This is a genomic window from Collinsella phocaeensis, from assembly GCF_900119895.1.
Lineage (GTDB): Bacteria > Actinomycetota > Coriobacteriia > Coriobacteriales > Coriobacteriaceae > Collinsella > Collinsella phocaeensis.
Map to the genome: position 1 here is coordinate 41352 of NZ_FQLR01000004.1, position 17023 is coordinate 58374.

Below are 17023 nucleotides of genomic sequence, written 5' to 3' on the forward strand. Positions count from 1 at the left end.
GGGAATAGACGCTTTCTTGAGACCGTGCGAAGTCATCGTTGGGGGAGTGCACCCCCCTCGACACGCCGGACCTCAATGTGGGGACTGTTCCCGAATTGAGGTCCGGCGGGGTTCGATCCCGTGCAGCGGTAACAAAAAAGCCGGGGCACGCGGCCCCGGCTCGTACATTCTATGGTGGAGGTTAGGGGGATCGAACCCCTGACCTCAGGCTTGCAAAGCCCGCGCTCTCCCAGCTGAGCTAAACCCCCAAGAGTAATAAACACCCCAGCGGCGACTCGGCTCTCGCTGGGGTGTTTATTGCGAAAGAAAAGGTGGTGGACCTGACAAGATTCGAACTTGTGACCTCCCGGTTATCAGCCGGACGCTCTAACCAACTGAGCTACAGGTCCTTCGCACTTGACCTATAGTACAGGAGCCCTATCGCGTATGCAACAAGATTTTCCAATTATTTTGAAAATGATTCGCGCATGCCGACACGCGCTCCCGACCTGCGCTTTTGCAGCCCATCGTCGAACGAACCCCTAAGCGAGTGGACAGAATGCATGTATCTTCCCTTCGCTCGACAAGAATTGGGTACCATGTCCGATACCCAATCGCGGCGAACGAACCAGACCAGGAGGTGCCATCATGATTCGCGTTGACGTTGAGACCATTCTCATGGCGGGCGGGCCGATGCCCTCCGTCGTCGTCCTGCGCGAGAGGCAGGCGAGTGAATCCGACGAGGCGCCGTCGCGCTCCCTCTCCATTCAGACCGGCGCATTCGAGGCGGCGGCCATCGGGCGCGGCATCGACGTGGGCCGCTCGGAGCGTCCCCTCACCCACGACATCATGCTCGACGCCATCGACGCGCTCGACGCCAGGGTCGAGCGCGTCGAGATCACGCGGGTCGACGCCCCGGTCTTCTATGCATCGGTCGTGATCTCCGGCAGCGGTGCGGAGCACCAGCTGGATGCGCGGCCGAGCGATGCCATCGCCCTCGCCGTGCGCTCAAACGCCCCCATCTACGTCGAGGACGACGTCATGAACCGTGCGGGCACGGCCAGTTCGGCGGATGCGGAGGACGGCGAAGGGGAGCTCGAGCGCTTCGACCGCTTCGTCCAGACGCTCTCCCCCGACGACTTCTAACGCATAGCCGCCATCATCGCCCGCGGCCCGGCATGATGCGCCCTCCTCGCGGCGGGGCGCCCGGCGAGCTAACTCCCATCTCTCGCATCGCGGAGATGCAGCATCTGCGCCAGACCTTTCATCATGGACGCAAAACCGCGCAGGCGGCGGCCGTTGAGCATCTCCACGAAGCCGTCCACGGCGGCGGCGGGAACGCCGCTCGTGATCATGGACCGCAGCGGCATGTCCCGCGCCATCTCGCGCATCATTTCACGCTGGTCACGATCGAGCTTCCTCGCCGGCTCGTCAAGCACGAGGCGAACCAGGCCAAGCACCCGCCGCCCCAAAAACGTCGCGGCCAGGTCGGTGACGGGGGAATCCTTTGTATAGGGCGGGACCGGGTCTGGTTCGGGCGCGGGCCCGCCGTTCAACATGTCGAACATGGCGCGCGTGTACCCGCCGGAGGGGACATCGACATAAGGGGCGGGCCACGCAACGGGGGAGCGGCCGACGTCGCCTCCGTAGTCGTGGACGTCAAACGGTGCGCTCGAGGCGGCCAGCTCGATCACGCTGTGCAACCTCATGTCCCGGCTCGAGGATGCGGCGAACAGGTCGTAGAGGCCCTCCACCGCGACCCACGCGCCCGCCGAGCGGTCCCAAACGCGGAAGGCATCGAAGTCGAGGCGCATGTGGGCAGCGGTCATTTCACCGGGCGGCACCGACACGCGCTGAAACCCGACGAGACGGCGGGGGCAGGCAAAGAGACTCCGGTCCCGGGCGGCGAGATAGAGCTGGACCACCTCAGCCCCCTCCCGAGACCCCGTGTTCGCCACCTCGACCCTGACCTCGAACGCCCCAGGCACGCGGGACACCGCGATTTCCGTGTAGTCGAACGTTGTGTATGAAAGCCCGTATCCGAATGGATACGCAGGATCGGTTCCCGTGGCATCGAAGTATCGATACCCCACATGCGGACCCTCCATATAGCGCACCGTGCGGTCGAGGCAGGGATACGTCCCGCCGAGAGCCGTGTCATCCAACTTGACGGGCCAGGTCTCCGCGAGCCGTCCGGAAGGGCAGGCGCGCCCATAGAGCAGGCTGACCGTTGCGGCGCCTCCCTGACATCCGGAAAGATGCATGAGCAGGATCGCCGCGGGCAGATCTCTCCAAGGCATCTCCATCGGCGCACCGCCCTGGAGCACGACGACCGTGTTGGAGTTCGCGGCGCACACCGCCTCGATGAGCTCGCGATGGCCGCGGGGCATGACCATCTGCTTGCGATCGAATCCCTCGGACTCATATCTCCCGGGCAATCCGGCCACCACGAGCGCGACATCCGCACGGGCGGCCGCACGGGCGGCCGCACGGATGTGGCGGGGGTGCGCATCGCCCGTCTCCGGATCATAGCCGTCCTCATATGTCAGGTCGGCGCCCATGAGCCCCATCTGATACCAGATGTTGTCGAGACGGACAGGGTTTATCCTCGAGGAGCCCGACCCCTGGTAGCGGGGGCGGCGAGCGAACGAACCGATAACCGCCACGGACAGCTGGGGGTCGAGGGGGAGGAGGCCGTCGTTTTTGAGCAGGACCGCGGACCGCTCGGCCGCCACCCGGGCAAGGGCGAGGTGCGCATCGAGATCGAAGCGATACGGGATGCAGGAGCCGCGACGGACGCGGTCCGCGAGCTCGATGATGTTTGAGGCCGCGGCGTCGAGGGCGGCGGGGTCGAGGGCACCCGCAGCGGAGGCGGCGCACACCGCAGAGGCGTGATCGGGCCGAGGGCCGGGCATCACCAGATCGAGCCCGGCGGCGACGGCGGCGACCGAATCGCTGAGCGCCCCCCAATCGGATATCGTCGCGCCGTCGAACCCCCATTCACCTCGCAGCACGGTCCCGAGTAGCCACGGATGCTCCGAGCAGTACGTGCCGTTCAGGCGATTGTACGCCGTCATGATCGACCAGGGCCGCGCATCGCGCACGACGCGCTCGAACGGAGCGAGGTAGATTTCGCGGAGCGTGCGCTCGTCGATTCGGGAATCCGAGATGAGCCGGGCGTGCTCCTGGTTGTTCGCCGCGAGATGCTTCACGCACGCGGCGACGCCGCGCGACTGGATGCCGCGGACCATCGCCGCCCCCATGATGCCGGAAAGCAGCGGATCCTCGCTGAAGTACTCGAAATTCCTTCCGCACATAGGGCTGCGCTTGATGTTGACGCCCGGACCGAGCACAACGCCGACACCCTGCTCGCGGGCCTCCTCGCCGATTGCCGCGCCCACGCGCTCGACGAGGTCGGGGTCGAACGAACAGGCAAGCGCGCTGGCGGTCGGATAGCACACGGATGGAACGCTTTGACCGATACCGAGATGGTCCGCCTTCCCCTCCTGTTTGCGCAGGCCGTGCGGACCGTCTGAAAGCCACAGCGGAGGAACGTCGAACTCCGGAGCCGCATGCGTCTCCCAATGGGTCGCGCCGGCGAGCAGGCGCGCCTTGGCGCTCGGGGCCATCCCCGCGACGGTCCGATCGACATCCATGCGCTCAACCTCCCGCTCACACCGCATTTCCAAGGGCAACGCTCGGTACCCGTTATCTCACAGTTTCCCCTTGGGGATGGACGAAAGCCCGCCCGCGGCGCGAAACGGCGGACAGGTGACGGGCGAGCCCGCCCGCGGGGGACGGATGCAACGAGGCCCGCCACCGGGATGCATCTCCGATGGCGGGCCCGGCGGGCCTCATGTCTCAGGACGGTTACTCGTCGAGCAGGTCCTCGAGAGCCTCGTCGCCCGATCCGATGTCGACGTGGCCCTCATCGCTCGAATCTTCCGCCGCTCCCGGCGCAGGCAGGCCAGAATCCTCCTGGCCCTCCGCAACATCCGCCTCCGCGGCCTTCTTCTTGGCGCTCGTCATGCGGGCCACGGCGCACACGCGGTCGCCCTCGTCCACGGACATCATCTTCACGCCCTGGGTGGCGCGGCCCGTCTGCGAGATCTCGGTCGTCTTCACGCGGATGACGGTAGCGCCCTCGGTGATGATGAACAGCTCGTGCTGCGGGCCGACCACCTTCATCGCCGCAAGGGCGCCCTTGCGATCGGTCATCTGGATGGTGTAGACACCCTGGCCGCCGCGGTTCTGCTCGGGGTAGTCGGCGATCGGGGTGCGCTTGCCGTAGCCGCGCTCGGTGACCACGACCAGCTCGCCGCGACCGTTGGTGATCTCCATGCCCAGAACCTTGGCGCCGTCCTTCATGGACATGCCGCGGACACCGCTCGTGTCGCGGCCGGTGGCGCGGACCTGATCCTCGGAGAACATGATCGCCTTGCCCGCCGAGGAGGCCAGGATGATCTTGTCGCCGGGCTTCACGCGGCGGACGCCGAGCAGGGCGTCCCCGCTCTTGAGGTTGATGGCGATGATGCCGTCGCGCCGGCTGCGGTCGTAGGCACTCATGACGGTCTTCTTGACCATGCCCTCCGCGGTGGCGAACATCAGGTACTCGTCGTCCGGGAACTCACGGCAGGAGATCACGCTCGCGATCTGCTCTCCATCCTCGAACGGCAGCAGGTTCACGATCGCGGTGCCGCGCGCCTGGCGCGTGCCCTCGGGCAGCTCGTGGACCTTGAGGCGGTACACCTTGCCGCGGTTGGAGAAGAAGAGCACGTACTCATGGGTGCTGGCGATGAACATCTCGTCGATGACGTCATCTTCCTTGAGGTTCACGCCGGAGACGCCCTTTCCGCCGCGCTTCTGGGCGCGGTAGGCGGCCACCGGGATGCGCTTCACGTAGCCGGTATGGGTGATGGTGACGACCATGTCCTCGTCGGCGATGAGGTCCTCGACGTTGAGGTCCTTCTCGGCGGCGGTGATCTGGGTGCGGCGCTTGTCGCCGAACTTTCGGGCGATCTCGCGCATCTCCTCCTTGATCACGCCGAGGATCTTCTCCTCGTGCGCGAGCAGGTCCTCGTAGTAGGCGATCGCGCGGCGCAGGCCCTCGAGCTCTTCCTCGATCTTGTCGCGCTCGAGGCCGGTGAGGCGGCGGAGCTTCATCTCGAGGATGGCCGCGGTCTGCTCGGGGGAGAAGCCGAAGCGCTCGATGAGGCGGCTGCTGGCCTCGGCGTCCGTCCGCGATGAGCGGATGATGGAGATGACCTCGTCGATGTGATCGAGGGCCATGAGGTAGCCCTCGAGGATGTGCGCGCGGGCACGGGCCTTCTTGAGGTCGAAGCGGGTGCGGCGGGTCACCACGTCGACCTGATGGTCGATGTAATGCTGCAGCATCTCGCGCAGCGACAGGCGCTTGGGGATACCGTTCACGAGCGCGAGGTTGTTCGCGCCGAAGGTGGTCTGCAGCGAGGTGTACTTATACAGGTTGTTGAGCACGACCTGCGGGATGACGCCCTTCTTGAGCTCGATGACGAGGCGCAGGCCCTTGCTCGTGGACTCGTCGCGCATGTCGGAGATTCCCTCGATGCGCTTCTCGTTCACGAGGCTCGCGATCTTCTCCTGCAGGGTGCCCTTGTTCACCATGTACGGGATCTCGGTGAACACCAGGCGGTTGCGACCCGTCTTGGTGGACTCGACGTGCGCCTTGGCGCGCACGGTGATGGAGCCGCGACCGGTCTCGTAGGACTGGCGGATGCCGTCGGTGCCCATGATGAGGGCGCCCGTGGGGAAGTCGGGGCCTGGCATGATCTGCATGAGCTCGTCGACCGTCGCGTCGGGATGGTCGATGAGGTAGCAGGTCGCCTCGACGGCCTCCCCCATGTTGTGCGGGGCGATGTTCGTGGCCATGCCGACCGCGATGCCCTGCGAGCCGTTCACCAGCAGGTTGGGGAAGCGGGCGGGCAGCGCCGTGGGCTCGGCGAGGGACTCGTCGTAGTTGGGCTGCCAGTCGACGGTGTCCTTCTGCAGGTCGCGCAAGAGCTCCATGGCGGGCTTGGCCAGGCGGGACTCGGTGTAACGCATGGCGGCGGCGCCGTCGCCGTCGATGTTGCCGAAGTTGCCGTGGCCGTCGATGAGCGGGGTGCGCATGGAGAACCACTGGGCGAGGCGGACCATGGTGTCGTAGACCGCGGAGTCGCCGTGCGGGTGGTACTTGCCGATGACTTCGCCGACCGTCCAGGCGGACTTCTTGTGCGGGCGGTTGGGGAAGATGCCGCTCTCGTTCATCGCGTACAGGATGCGGCGGTGGACGGGCTTCAGGCCGTCGCGGACGTCCGGCAGGGCGCGGGCGGTGATGACCGACATCGAGTACTCGATGAAGGACTGCTTCATTTCCTTGCCGAACTCGCTGATCTGCAGCGAGCCGCCGTTCACGTCCGTGCCGGCGTCCTCGCCGCGGTCGTTGGCGCCGAAGCTCTCCTCGAGCTCCTCGTCGTCATCCTCGTCCTCGTCGGACTCGACGTCCGGATCGTAGCCAGAGGCGTCATCCTCGCTGGCGCGGGCGAGCAGGCGCCTGAGGTCCTCGGGCATGCCCTCGGACGCACCGCCCCGCTCGAGCTCGTCGTTGTTCATATCGTCAGCCACGTAAACTCCTTATCGGTCGTGGTTTCGTTTCGACTTGTAGGTCGAGTACTCAGTCAGCGAGCGGCTGGCAAGTGCCTCGGATTGCCGTGAAAGAGGAGGGAAGCGTACTTGGGTACGCGACCGACGATTGAACGGCAAGACGTGGTGCTTGACAGTCGCGCAGCGTCGAGTCATTCCGCCGTTTGTTAAAACGGCGGAACATCAGGCGTCCAAGAACCTAGCGTCGTGTGCATGCTTCTCGATGTACTCGCGGCGGTACCCGACCTCGGAGCCCATGAGCTCACGGACGGCGCGGTCTGCCACGACGGCGTCCTCGATGGTGACGCGCTGCAGGATGCGGGTCTTGGGGTCCATCGTGGTCGAGGCCAGCTGCTTGGGGTCCATCTCTCCCAGGCCCTTGTAGCGCTGGACGGTGTAGCCGCGGCGCTTCTTGGTGACCTTGCCGTTGGACTGCTCGTCCTCGGGCTCGTCGGGATTGAGCCCGAGAGCGGCGATGGAGTCGCGGAGGATCTCGTCCTCAGCCTGACGGCCGTTGGGATAGACGTAGTGGATCTTGTTGCGGACCTTGATGCCGAAGATCGGCGGGCAAGCGACGTACACGTAGCCGGCGTCGATGAGCGGGCGCATGTACTTGTAGAAGAAGGTCAGCAGCAGGATGCGAATATGGGCGCCGTCGACGTCGGCGTCCGTCATGATGATGATCTTGTGGTAGCGGGCCTTGGTGATGTCGAAGTCGCCGCCGTCGCCGTTTCCGGTCGTCACGCCGCAGCCGATGGCGGTGATGAGCGACTGGATGGTATCGGACGAGAAGGCGCGGTGGTCGCCCACGCGCTCGACGTTCAGGATCTTGCCGCGCAGAGGAAGGATCGCCTGGATGTCTCGGCGGCGGCCGTCCTTGGCCGAACCGCCCGCCGAGTCACCCTCGACGATGAAGAGCTCGGTCATCTCGGGCTCTCGGACCGAGCAGTCGGCGAGCTTGCCGGGGAGGCTCGCCGTCTCCAGCAGGGATTTGCGGCGCGTCGCCTCGCGGGCCTTGCGAGCGGCGTTGCGGGCCTTGCTCGCCTGCTGCGCCTTCTTGATGATCTCGCGTGCCTGCTTGGGGTGCTCCTCGAGATAGTCGGACAGGCCCTCCGAGACGACCTTGCGGGTAAGGGTGCGCATGAAGGAACTGCCGAGCTTGGCCTTGGTCTGCCCCTCGAACTGCGGGTCGGCGAGCTTGACGGAGACGACGGCGGTGAGGCCCTCGCGGATGTCGTCGCCCGTGAGGTTGCCCTCCTTCTCCTTGATGATGGCGTTCTTGCGTGCGTATTCGTTGATCACGCTGGTGAGCGCCGCGCGAAAGCCCTCCATGTGCATGCCGCCCTCGATGGTGCGGATGTCGTTGGCGAAGCTCATCACCGTCTCGGAGTACGAGGTGTTCCACTGGATGGCGACCTCGACCTCGCCGGTCTTGTCGACCGGGACGCCCTCCTCGGACGCACCGGACAGATAAATGGGGCTCTTGAGGCCGTCGGGCACGTCCTTGCCCTCGTTCAGGAACTTGACGAAGTCGATGATGCCGCCCTCGTAGCAGAATTCCTCGACATGCGGCGTCGACTCGCGCTCGTCGGTCAGGACGATCTTGAGGTTCTTGTTGAGAAATGCCGTCTGCTGCAGGCGGTCATGAAGGATATCGTAGTCGTAGACCGTGGTCTCGAAGATCTCCTCGTCCGGCCAGAAGGTGACGGTGGTGCCCGTCGACGGGGAGTCGCCGATCTCCTTCATCTTCTGCGTGGTCTTGCCGCGGGAGAACTCCATCTCGAAGACCTTGCCGTCGCGGCGGACCTGAACGTTCATCTTCTTGGAGAGCGCGTTGACGACGGAGACGCCGACGCCGTGCAGGCCGCCGGAGACCTTATAGGCCGAGTTGTCGAACTTGCCGCCGGCGTGCAGGATCGTCATGACGACCTCGAGGGTCGGGATCTTCTTGACCGGATGCTCGTCGACTGGGATGCCGCGGCCGTTGTCGACGACCGTGATGGAGTTGTCCGCATGGACGGTGACCCGGATCTCGGAGCAGAACCCGGCCATCGCCTCGTCGACCGCGTTGTCGACGATCTCCCACACCAGGTGGTGTAGACCCGTCGAGGAAGTCGAGCCGATATACATGCCCGGTCGGACGCGAACGGCCTCGAGCCCCTCGAGGACCTTGATCTCGCTTCCGCCGTATTCGTTCTCTTTCGCCACGCACATCCCCTTCTCTTGAACGATATGGTGTGAACCTAACCATTCTACCGGAGATTATCGGGCATCCCTTCAACGTTGAAATACCCCTACAAAGCCACCAGACGCCGTTTGCGGCGCGTTGGGGGGCTACCCGGTGACCTCATGCTCAAAACTCGCCTTCATGGCGTTTTTGAGCGCTCGGGCGAGGCGCTCGTCGGCGATCGGGCTCACGCTCTCGTCGAGGGCGGACTCTTGCTCGGGCGTGAGCCCGATCGCCGACGAGCCGCCGCGGCGACCATCCTGGGCGGACCCCGCCGCCGCGGCGGCCGCGCGCTGGGCGGGAGACTGATACTCGGCGCGCGAGACCTTGATCACGAACCCGTCGATGCTCGCGCCGGCGCGCTCCATGCGGGCGCGCAGGATCTCGCGCGCCATCGTGAGCTCGCAGGCCATCGCCTCCGAGTCGGCGTACACGAGCAACTTGTTGGATTCTGGCAGGTAGCGAACGCCGCTCACATGCGCCGCCTCGCGCGTGCCGGCGACGACGGCGCTCCAGGCGCGGATCACGCGCGCCGACCCCTCGGCGGCGCGCATCTGCTCGCGCCGCTCGGGGGTCGCCGCCGCGAGGATGCGGGCGCGCTCGGCCGCCATGAAGTCCCCGACGCCGCGCGCCCCGCCGGCCCGGTCGCTCATCGATCCCCTCCGATCCGGACGACCCGGGAGGATTCCAGGGCCCCCTCGTCGAAATACCCAAGGTTCGTCGTGGTTATGACGGTCTGGACCTCGTCGGCGGCGAGCTCCATGATGGCTGCCCTGCGCACCGCGTCGAGCTCGCTCATCACGTCGTCGAGCAGCAGGAGCGGCGGGCGGCCGAGGATATCGCGCGTGACGCGGACCTCGGCGACCTTCCACGCGAGCACGAGGCTTCGCTGCTGCCCCTGGCTCGCGAAGGAGCGGGCGGGGCGGCCGTCGACGAGGAATTCGACCTCGTCCCTATGGGGGCCCACGAGCGTCATGCCGCGGCGCGCCTCCTCTGGGGCGCTGGATGCAAGCGCGGCGCGGAAGAGGTCCGCGATCTGCTCGCGGTCGCGGGGCAATCCGGCGGCGGCGTCCGGCAAGACCGTCGAGCGGTAGCGGACGTCGACCGTTTCACGTGGAGCGATCGCCGCGTACGCGGCGACGAGGTGCGCCCGCACCCGCTCCAGCAGGGCCGACCGGTGCTGAAGAACCGCCGATCCGGCGCGGACGAGCGCCTCGTCCCACGCGAACAGGAGATCGCGCGAGGCGCACGGGTCCTTGAGGAGGCTGTTCCGCTGCTCGACGGCACGCGCGTAGGAGGACACGAGCTGGGCGTATCCGGCGTTGAGCTGGACACCGAAACCGTCGAGCGCCTCGCGGCGCACGCGGGCGCCGCGCTTCACCATGTCGAGGTCGTCGGGGCAGAACAGGATGCTCGGGAGCACGCCGCGGATGGACGCGGCTCGGCAGCGCTTCCCGTTGCGCACGAACGAGCGCTTGCCGCCGTCCACCGCGACCCCCAGCTCGAGCACGCGCCCCTCGCCCTCGAGCGCGAGCTCGAGGGCACATCGGTGCTCCCCATGCCGAACCAGGTCGGCCGGCGAGGGGCGGCGGAACGAAGCGGCTGAGCAGCAGAGCTGCAGGGCCTCCACGAGATTGGTCTTCCCCGCGGCGTTGGGACCGACGAGCACCGTGGTGCCCGCGGAGAGCTCCAGGAGGTAGTCGGCGTAGCTGCGGAAGTTGCGCACCGCGAGGGTGCGGGCGGTGATGGACATGCGAGGGGCGCTAGATGCGGACGGGCATGACGAGATACAGGTAGTTGATCTTGTCGTAGGACTTGAAGATGCCCGCCTGGCTGTAGGACTGCAGCTCGAGCGTGATCTCCTTCTCGCGGGAGATGGCGTTCAGGCACCCGAAGATGTAGTGGTAGTTGAACGCGATGACGCCGGACGCGCCCTCGACCTCGACGTCGACGGTCTCGCTCGCGAGGTCCTGGTCGTTGGAGATCGCGGAGAGCCCCATGAGGCCCGCCTCAGCGTCGATCTCGAACTTGACCGCCGAGTTCGCCTGCGCGATGACGGCCACGCGCTTGAGCGCCGCGGAGAACGCTTCGACGTCGATCTTCACCTTGGTGGCGCAGCTGGCGGGGAGCAGGGCCTTGTAGTTGGGGTACACGCCCTCGATACGGCGAGACACGTAGGTGGTGTTGCCTGCGACGAACACGACCTGGGTGTCCGTCGACCCGATCATGATCATGCCCTGGCCGCCGGTGATGGACAGCGCGTCGTTGAACGCCTCCGCGGGCACGTTGAGCTCGAAGCTCCCCTCGAGCGAGGATGTCTCGACCTGCGTGTCGCACACCGCGAGACGGTAGGAATCCGTCGCGACGAGACGCACGGTGTTGTTCTCGACCGTCATGTACACGCCGTTGAGGACGGGGCGGTTCTTGTCCGTGGACGTAACGCGCCACACGCGCCCCACCATCTCCGTGAGGATGTTCGCGGGCAGCTCGACGGAGCTCTCGAGCGCGAAGGCCGGGAACTCCGGGAAGTCGCCCGCATCGAGCGTATTGAGCCTGAACGAGCTCTTCTCGCAGGTGATGGAGACCTGGCGCTCGGCGACCTCGAAGGAGACCGGGGCATCGGGGAGGGTCTTGGTGATGTTCGAGAGCATCTTGCACGGGACGACCATCTCGCCCTCTTCCTCGACGCGGGCGGCGATGCGATGGCGGATGGAGATGGTGTAGTTGGAGGTCTGGAACTCGAGGACCCCGTCGGTGGCGCGGATGAGCACGCCGGACAGGATGGGGAGCGTGCTCGCGCTCGCCACGCCCTTCATGACGGTGGCGAGTGCCTCGGAGAGTGCCGGCTGGCTGACGGTGAACCTCATGTGCGTGCCTTTCTTTCTTATATCTATAGATATATATGAGTAAATAGTAGTAATAAGTCGGTGGACGATGTGGAAAATCGGAATCTGCGCAGGTGGGAGCAGGAAAAGAATCCACGGTGCCGCTGTGGAACACCGGGGTGCTTTTCAACAGCCCTCAAGCGGCCGTCCAGAGTTCCACTCATGATGCGCGCTTTCCAACTGCTTTTCAAACGAGTTTCCCGTGGGTTTTCCACATGCTACGAGCGAAGCCGAATGATGTTGCGCAGCTGCTGGATATCTTCGGCGAAGTGCGGGTCCCCCTCCTTGTCCTGAAGCTTCTTCTCGATGACCTTGAGGCTGTGGAGCACGGTCGTGTGGTCGCGCCCGAACTCCGCCCCCACGGCCTTGAGCGACATCTCGCACATCGTGTTGATGAGGTAGATGGCGACGTGGCGGGGGAAGGCGACGTTCTTCGTCTGCTTGCGTCCGATGAGGTCCTCGTGGCTGACCTGGTAGAAGTCCTCCACGACCGCCTGCACGGTTCCCGGTCGAATCACCTTGTGCTGCGTGTCGAAGTACTCCTCGGCGACCGCGTCGATGTCGGAGCTCGCGAGCGCCGATCCGGCCTGCTCGCGCTCGGCGGAGAGGCCGGCGCACCGCTCGCAGAAACCCTCGAGCTCGCGGATGTTGTTGCCCGATATCTCGGCCATGTGACGGAGCTGCTCGTCGGTCAGCTCCCCCACCGTGAACGGGGCGGACCCGAGGATCGACGGCCCGGACGTGCGGGCCTCCTCGGCGCTTCGGCGCGCCCGCTCGTGGTAGTTCTTGAGGATGGTGTACTTCATCTCGAAGCCGGGTTCCGAGACCAGGCAGAGCATGCCGGCGTTGAAGCGGCTCGTGAGGCGCTCGTCCATGCCGAGCTTCTTGGGCGCGCGGTCGGACGCGATGGCGAGCTTCTTGCCCGTGCGCATAAACTCGTCCACGAGCTGGAAGAAGAACTCGACGCTCGCCTGCTTGCCCACGATGTTTTGGATGTCGTCGATGATCAGCACGTCCGCGTCCCGGTACTCGCTCATGATCATCTCGCCGGGCTTGCGCTGGAGCCCCAGGTTGCGCATGTAGTCGTTGAGGTACGACTGGCTGTTGGCGTATTTGACGCGCGTTCCGGGGAGCTCGTGCTCGATGTAGTTCTTGATGGCGAAGAGCAGGTGGGTCTTGCCCAGGCCCGAGTTTCCGTAGATGAACAGGTTCGTGTACTGCCCCGGCTCGTCGGCGAGCGCCGCGAAATACTGCGCGCTGCGGTACGCGTGCATGTTCTCGGCGCCCGAGACGAAGTTCTCAAAGGTGAATTTAGACATGACGCCCACGGCCGCCCCGGCGCTTTCCGCCGGTTTTTCGGTTGCCTGCTCGATCGCCGCCGGAGCCGCCGGCTCCGCCTCGCGTCCGATCATCGCCTGGAACGCCTTGGGGGACATGGTGTTGTTGATGCGAACCTGCCGCGCGCCGTCGGGCGCCCCGAGCGGCGCGCGGCCCGGATGGGGCGCCGCCTGCCATCCGCTGGCCCCCGTGGCCGGGGGCTCTGCTTCCTGCTGGCCCATCGCCGCCCGCGCCGCCGCCGCGGCTGCGCGTATCTGGGCGAGGGCGTCCTCGGCCGGCGCTCCCGCCTGCTCCCGTGCGTTCGATGCCGGCGGCATGGAGGCTCCGGGGGCGGCGGTCCGTGCGGCGGCGCCCGACGGGCGCGTCGCGGGCGCCTGCTCCGGGGTCTGCGGGTTCGACGGCTCGACCGGGCTCGCCGCCGCCCCCTCCGCGACGAGCTCGAGCGCTATCGGTGCGAAGGCGATCTGCTCCAGGTATCCCTCTATGGTCGCCCGTTGCTTTTCCAGGTAGGTGTGGGCGAATCGGCTCGGCGCCTGGACGGTGAGCGTCTCTTCGGTAAGGCGTATCGCCTGAGATTGCGACAGCATGTTGATGAGCCGCGCCTCCAGGCCGTCGCGCCGGCAGAAGTCGATGGCGTCATCGAGTAGCATCTGGGCTTCGTTATCCATCTTGCGTCACTCCCGCCTTTACTGTCCTTGCAGCCACATGCTGCCCATATCGGTCAATACGTACTTCTGGCCCTGTTTGATGATGAGCCCGCTGCGCGCGAGCGTTGCGAGCTCGCGCGACCACGTCGGGTTTGAGGACCCGAGCGCGCAGGTGAGCTCCGTGGGGCCGCAGCTTCCATGCTGCTGGATGTATGCGAGCGCAGCCTGGCCCCGCTCGCTTGCATGGTAGGCGCCCGCGGCCTGCGCTCCCGGGGCGCCCGGCGCTCCGGCCTGACCGGGCGCGGTGGGGTAGCCTCCGCCCATCGGCTGCGGCCAGCCGCCTCCCCACGGCATCGCCTGGGGCTGCTGCCATGCTGCCGGGCTTTGCTGGACGTGCCAGCTTCCCTGGTTCCAGGGTTGGCCGTATGCGCCGCCCTGGGCCTGCTGTTGAGGCCAGGGGATCTGATTCGTCCACGGCTGTGCCTGCATTCCGCCCATTGCCACCTGTGCCTGCGCTCCCGCGGGCATCTGCTGCGGGTATGCCATCGGTTGCTGCGGGCCGAGCGCCTGGCCGCCCGCCCATGGATCGGACGGCGCCGCGGGTGCGCCTCCGCCCCACGTTGCGCTGTCGGCCGTCACCTGGGGCTGAGCCGGCCACGCACTCGGCCCGGCCGGCGTCCATCCCGAGCAGTCGGGCCGAACGGCCGCCCCCCGGGCATGCGCCCGCTCGATCTCGACCACGCGGGCGGGGTCGAGCGTGACGGTCACGACCGTTCCCGCGCCCATGTTGTCCTCTATGGACACCGCGCCCCCCATGTGGGTCAGGTAATCCTGGACGATGGGGAAACCCGATCCCGTGCCGCGTATGTAGCGTTTCTGCTCGCGGTCGGCGCTCGTCACGCCGAACTCGAACGCGCGCTCCTTGTCCGCAATCCCGGGACCCTGGTCCGCGAAGCGTATGGTGTTTCCCCCGTCGAGGACGGAGATCGTCGGCTCCTGGAAGTCCGCATGGATGAAGTTTTCGCAGATCTCGCGGATCACCTGAAGGGAGATGGAGCCTCCCTGCTCCTTCATGCAGCGGTAGACGGTATTGGTGATCTCCTCAAGGAATGTCCGGACGTCCGACGGCGCGATGACGATGACGCGCGGTGCCGACAGCATGTCGTCGTACACCGCGATGCGGCAAGCGTATGCAGCGGCCCGCCCGCCCGGGGCCTCTTCCGCCCCCGGGGACTCCGGCCGTTCCGGCCTCCCGGTGAGGTGAGCGTTGTCCGGGGTCGGGTCCCCGGAGTCAACGAAGGGGTAGAAATCATCAGACATGGTGCCGCCGCATTCTCTTTGACGTGTGTTCCACAAGGATACCAGCTGGCCCGTGGAAACATTCAGCGGGCAGCTGCATTCTTTCAACAACTTTTCAAAAGATGTTGAAAAGTGAAGAAAAGAACTGAAAAGTTATCAACATCTTCAAGTTTGCCTGTGGAAAAGTCTGTGAAAGATGATGAAAAGTAGAGTGGAGACCTCATCGGTCGTCGGATGTCCATTCGCGAGGTCTGCACAGTTTGGGCGCAGTTGCAACGATTTCATGAGGTTTCGTTGACATTCCATGCGGCGATTCCCTACAATCTTAAAGCTCACGTGTCTATATCGTGTGCGCATCACGCGTGCGCACAACGCAAAATGCAGCAGGAGGACTACCACCATGAAGCGTACTTATCAGCCGAACAAGCGTAAGCGTGCCAAGACCCACGGCTTCCGTGCCCGCATGGCGACCAAGGGCGGCCGCGCCGTTCTCGCTCGTCGTCGCGCCAAGGGCCGCAAGCGCCTCACCGTCAGCGACAAGTAAACTCGCGCGTCTCGCATGAGGACGATTAAGTCTCGGCAGGATTTCGAACGCGTATTCACGCAAGGCAGGCGCTTCAACCATCCGAACATTCGCATGGTCGTGTCCGATTGCATTCACGAAGGCGACCCCGGACGGGTCGCCTTCGTCGCAGCTAAGCGCCTCGGGTGCGCTCCGCTGCGCAATCGCTCGAAGCGCGTGCTCAGAGAGGTGGCCCGCGCTGTGGGTCTGCCCGCTTCCGGCTGGGATGTCATTCTGCTCGCGACCCCCGCGACGGCATCGTCCTCCCCGCAAGAGATGCAAGATGCCCTGGTGCGCCTGTGTGCGCGAGCCGGTATCGAGCGTACGCATGCTGCGTAATCTGTCGCACCTACCCCGGCGCCTCGTCGTCGGGGCGGTGCGTTTTTATCAACGCGCCCTGTCGCCGCTGTTTCCGCCTGCATGCATCTATACGCCCAGCTGCTCGCAGTACATGATCGAGGCCGTCGCCCGATACGGCGCCCTCCGCGGCATCTGGATCGGGTTGCGCCGTATCGTTCGCTGCAATCCGCTGCACCACGGAGGTTATGACCCCGTGCCGTAAGGGCACGATTCGTATCGGAGGAAACAACACCATGTGGGATTGGATCGTTAACATCCTGTTCGAAATCCTGAAGCTCATCCAGGGTTTCACGGTCGACTGGGGCCTCGCTATCATCATCCTGGTCGTCATCATCCGTCTCCTGCTCACGCCGCTGATGGTCAAGTCGTCCAAGGCTACCGCTCGCATGCAGGTGCTGCAGCCCAAGCTCATGGAGATCCAGGAGCGCTATGCCGACGATCCTCAGCGCCAGGCCGAGGAGATGCAGAAGTTCTATGCGGAGAATCAGTTCTCGCCCCTGGGCGGGTGCCTGCCCCTGCTGATCCAGATGCCCATCCTCGTCGCGCTCTTTACGCTGCTCCGCGACCTGCCGCATTATTTCGGCGGCGAGGTCTCCACCTTCGCCTTCTTTAACATCCTGCCGGATCTTACTGCCACGCCTGGCTCCATGTTCGGCCAAGGTCTTGCCGTCTCCGCGCCTTACATGATTGCCCTGCTGCTGTTCGGCCTGCTCATGATCATTCCGCAGCTGTACATGTCTCGTAATCAGACGGGTGCTCAGGCGCAGACCATGCGCATGACCTCGGTCATCATGACGATCATGATGCTTTGGATGGGCTGGGGCCTGCCCGCGGGCGTTCTCCTGTATTACGACGTATCCTCGACGTGGCAGGTTGTCCAGCAGATCTTCGTCACCCAGAAGGTTATCGACAAGGCCAAGGCCGAAGAGGAGGAGCGACTCGCGAATGCTCCCATTGAGGTCGATGTGGTTCGCCGTGAGCGCAAGGCGCGTCCGCACAAGAAGAGCTAGTCAATACACATACGTGGGATTCGAACTTTGTTTGGTACCTAAGTAATGGAGTTACC

At 65.3% G+C, this 17023-nt stretch carries 13 protein-coding genes and 2 tRNA genes; 5 read left to right on the forward strand and 10 right to left on the reverse strand.

The window, feature by feature from the left end; genetic code table 11:
* Nucleotides 1-172: 172 nt before the first annotated feature.
* Together BQ7355_RS02380 and BQ7355_RS02385 are read right to left on the reverse strand one after the other, a co-directional pair.
* Nucleotides 173-248 (reverse strand) — tRNA-Ala (locus BQ7355_RS02380).
* A gap of 64 nt (nt 249-312) precedes the next feature.
* A tRNA-Ile gene (locus BQ7355_RS02385) sits at nt 313-389 on the reverse strand.
* A 238-nt stretch (nt 390-627) separates the two neighbouring features.
* Here BQ7355_RS02385 and BQ7355_RS02390 point away from each other — a divergent pair.
* Complete coding sequence (locus BQ7355_RS02390) at nt 628-1125, forward strand: bifunctional nuclease family protein (RefSeq protein WP_072414775.1); 498 nt, start codon at nt 628-630, stop codon at nt 1123-1125.
* A gap of 68 nt (nt 1126-1193) precedes the next feature.
* On the opposite strand, the gene BQ7355_RS02395 is transcribed toward BQ7355_RS02390, so the two are convergent.
* The 8 genes from BQ7355_RS02395 to BQ7355_RS02430 form a co-directional block, all read right to left on the reverse strand.
* Complete coding sequence (locus BQ7355_RS02395; RefSeq protein ID WP_072414776.1) at nt 1194-3635, reverse strand: glycoside hydrolase family 3 C-terminal domain-containing protein; 2442 nt, start codon at nt 3633-3635, stop codon at nt 1194-1196.
* A gap of 214 nt (nt 3636-3849) precedes the next feature.
* Nucleotides 3850-6609 carry a DNA gyrase subunit A gene (gene gyrA / locus BQ7355_RS02400; protein WP_072415858.1) on the reverse strand — a complete coding sequence of 920 codons (2760 nt, stop codon included), beginning with the start codon at nt 6607-6609 and terminating at the stop codon, nt 3850-3852.
* Between the two features lie 213 nt (nt 6610-6822).
* Entirely contained in the window at nt 6823-8847 is a 2025-nt protein-coding gene (gene gyrB / locus BQ7355_RS02405) for a DNA topoisomerase (ATP-hydrolyzing) subunit B (protein WP_072415859.1), read from the reverse strand.
* Between the two features lie 126 nt (nt 8848-8973).
* Nucleotides 8974-9519, reverse strand: a complete 546-nt coding sequence (locus BQ7355_RS02410; RefSeq protein ID WP_072414777.1) for a DciA family protein — start codon at nt 9517-9519, stop codon at nt 8974-8976.
* Nucleotides 9516-10619, reverse strand: coding sequence for a DNA replication/repair protein RecF (gene recF / locus BQ7355_RS02415; protein WP_072414778.1), 1104 nt, complete (start codon nt 10617-10619; stop codon nt 9516-9518). The genes BQ7355_RS02410 and recF overlap by 4 nt, the downstream gene beginning before the upstream one ends.
* Nucleotides 10620-10629: 10 nt before the next feature.
* Nucleotides 10630-11733 (reverse strand): DNA polymerase III subunit beta, encoded by a 1104-nt coding sequence (gene dnaN, locus BQ7355_RS02420; RefSeq protein ID WP_072414779.1) that lies wholly within the window; start codon nt 11731-11733, stop codon nt 10630-10632.
* A 236-nt stretch (nt 11734-11969) separates the two neighbouring features.
* Nucleotides 11970-13757, reverse strand: a complete 1788-nt coding sequence (locus BQ7355_RS02425; RefSeq protein ID WP_072414780.1) for a DnaA ATPase domain-containing protein — start codon at nt 13755-13757, stop codon at nt 11970-11972.
* Nucleotides 13758-13775: 18 nt separating this feature from the next.
* A complete protein-coding gene (locus tag BQ7355_RS02430; RefSeq protein ID WP_072414781.1) occupies nt 13776-15056 on the reverse strand; it encodes an ATP-binding protein in 1281 nt (426 codons plus the stop codon).
* A gap of 379 nt (nt 15057-15435) precedes the next feature.
* Between BQ7355_RS02430 and rpmH the strand changes: the two genes are divergently transcribed.
* Genes rpmH through BQ7355_RS02450 form a run of 4 tightly spaced genes read left to right on the forward strand, consistent with a single transcriptional unit; the run spans nt 15436 to nt 16967 of the window.
* On the forward strand, nt 15436-15579 hold the full coding sequence (gene rpmH, locus BQ7355_RS02435) for a 50S ribosomal protein L34 (RefSeq protein WP_022387171.1): 144 nt from the start codon (nt 15436-15438) through the stop codon (nt 15577-15579).
* Between the two features lie 15 nt (nt 15580-15594).
* Nucleotides 15595-15936 carry a ribonuclease P protein component gene (gene rnpA / locus BQ7355_RS02440; protein ID WP_072414782.1) on the forward strand — a complete coding sequence of 114 codons (342 nt, stop codon included), beginning with the start codon at nt 15595-15597 and terminating at the stop codon, nt 15934-15936.
* A complete protein-coding gene (gene yidD / locus BQ7355_RS02445; protein ID WP_072414783.1) occupies nt 15926-16159 on the forward strand; it encodes a membrane protein insertion efficiency factor YidD in 234 nt (77 codons plus the stop codon). Before rnpA ends, yidD begins: the two co-directional genes overlap by 11 nt.
* Before the next feature lie 31 nt (nt 16160-16190).
* Complete coding sequence (locus BQ7355_RS02450; protein WP_072414784.1) at nt 16191-16967, forward strand: YidC/Oxa1 family membrane protein insertase; 777 nt, start codon at nt 16191-16193, stop codon at nt 16965-16967.
* Nucleotides 16968-17023 lie beyond the last annotated feature (56 nt).

Coding starts and splice junctions, on each gene's coding strand:
- BQ7355_RS02390 (WP_072414775.1), top strand. CDS start 628: ATGATTCGCGTTGACGTTGAGACCATTCTCATGGCGGGCGGGCCGATG.
- BQ7355_RS02395 (WP_072414776.1), bottom strand. CDS start 3,635: ATGGATGTCGATCGGACCGTCGCGGGGATGGCCCCGAGCGCCAAGGCG.
- gyrA (WP_072415858.1), bottom strand. CDS start 6,609: ATGAACAACGACGAGCTCGAGCGGGGCGGTGCGTCCGAGGGCATGCCC.
- BQ7355_RS02410 (WP_072414777.1), bottom strand. CDS start 9,519: ATGAGCGACCGGGCCGGCGGGGCGCGCGGCGTCGGGGACTTCATGGCG.
- recF (WP_072414778.1), bottom strand. CDS start 10,619: ATGTCCATCACCGCCCGCACCCTCGCGGTGCGCAACTTCCGCAGCTAC.
- dnaN (WP_072414779.1), bottom strand. CDS start 11,733: ATGAGGTTCACCGTCAGCCAGCCGGCACTCTCCGAGGCACTCGCCACC.
- BQ7355_RS02425 (WP_072414780.1), bottom strand. CDS start 13,757: ATGGATAACGAAGCCCAGATGCTACTCGATGACGCCATCGACTTCTGC.
- BQ7355_RS02430 (WP_072414781.1), bottom strand. CDS start 15,056: ATGTCTGATGATTTCTACCCCTTCGTTGACTCCGGGGACCCGACCCCG.
- rpmH (WP_022387171.1), top strand. CDS start 15,436: ATGAAGCGTACTTATCAGCCGAACAAGCGTAAGCGTGCCAAGACCCAC.
- rnpA (WP_072414782.1), top strand. CDS start 15,595: ATGAGGACGATTAAGTCTCGGCAGGATTTCGAACGCGTATTCACGCAA.
- yidD (WP_072414783.1), top strand. CDS start 15,926: ATGCTGCGTAATCTGTCGCACCTACCCCGGCGCCTCGTCGTCGGGGCG.
- BQ7355_RS02450 (WP_072414784.1), top strand. CDS start 16,191: ATGTGGGATTGGATCGTTAACATCCTGTTCGAAATCCTGAAGCTCATC.